2 protein-coding genes are annotated in these 1,389 nt (G+C 75.2%); both read left to right on the top strand.

All coding sequences use genetic code 11. From position 1 onward, the window contains the following. Window positions 1-236: RsmE family RNA methyltransferase (locus AC27KI_RS24835; protein WP_487116447.1), on the top strand; the 236-nt coding region annotated here is incomplete at its 5' end. Window positions 237-260: 24 nt separating this feature from the next. Then, the coding region (locus AC27KI_RS24840; RefSeq protein ID WP_487116449.1) for a hypothetical protein at window positions 261-1,389 on the top strand (1,129 nt) is incomplete at its 3' end.

The following is a 1,389-nucleotide window of genomic DNA, read 5'->3' on the forward strand; positions in this document are numbered from 1 at the left end:
GGGAGGGCGGCCTGGCGCGCCTCGTGCTGTCGCTGCGGGACGGCTCCCGCCCTCTGCGCGAGGCGGTCGGCAGCGCCGGCCGCGTGCAGGTGCTGCATGGCCCCGAGGGCGGGCTGACCGCGCAGGAGGAAGACCTGGCACTGGCCCACGGCTTCGCGCCGGCCAGCCTGGGCGCGCGTGTGCTGCGGGCCGAGACCGCTTCGGTCGCCGCGCTGGCGCAGCTGGCCTTCGAATGACGACGGAACACTGAACAGGACGGCATGGAGAGCACTGTGTTGGCGGCCGAGGCGCCGTGGCCTGGAGGGGCGGAGAACGAGGGCGGGCTGTTCGACTTTTTCCGGGATGCCGATGCGGCGGGCGATTCGGCCCTGCTGTGGCGCATTGCGCGCGAGCAGGCGGTCACCCAGGCGCTGAGCGGGCTGTTCCACGGCCCGGCGGCGCTGGTGCAGCTGCGGCTGTGGGCTTTTTTGCAGCTGGCGCGCCAGGGCGAGGCCACGCTGGCGCGAGAGCGCATCGACGAGATCTTCCACGCCCTGCGCCCGGAGGCGCTGGACACCGTGCTCAAGCGCTTTCGCGACGTGGGCCTGCTGGCCTGGGACGACAGCGCCCGCACCTATGCGCTGCCGCCGCTCGCGCAGCGCGTGGCCGGCCTGCTGGCGCCCCTTTCCAGCGATGGCGGCGGGGACGAGGACGGCGGCGAGCTGGCCGCGCTGCTCGGCCAGGTGGTGGGCGCCAACCAGCTCGGCGCGCTGGATGCGGGCCAGGTGCAGTTGCTGCAGGCGCAGCTCACCCGGCTGCACGGCGAATTCGCCGACGCCATCGCCAGCGGGTCGGAGTTCCGCCTGCGCGCCGCGCGCCAGCGCTACGACCGCGCGGCGGTGCTGATCGACCGCGCCTCCGAGGCCATCACCGCCATCATCGGCCACGCGCACGGCCACATCGCGCTGGAGCGCGCCGCGCGCGGGCTGGGGCAGGCCCAGTCGCGGCTGCTGGCCATGGCCAGCCAGTTCAACCGCGCGCTGCAGCAGGTGGACCGCCAGCGCGTGACCCTGGGCACCACCGGCATCACCAGCACCGACGTCAAGCGCTGGCTGCAGACCGTGCGCTCGCCGCATGCGCTGCTGGACGGCGCCCTGGGCGTGCCCGCCGGCCTGTCGGCCCTGGCCCCGCACGAGCTGCTGGACGTGACCGAGGCCGAGTTCGAACGCGACCGCCCCGTCGCCGGACCGGCCGAGGAACTGCCTGGCGCGCAGCCGGCGCCGGCCGGCAACCTCACCGCCGTGGCCCTGCCGAGCGAGCTGGGCGACCTGTCGGCCCTGCTGCAGGCCTGGTCGATCGAAGGGGATGGCGAGGCAGCGCCGCACGGCGTGGCCGCGGCGCTGCTGGGCG

Source organism: Acidovorax sp. KPB24-03 (genome assembly GCF_057546605.1).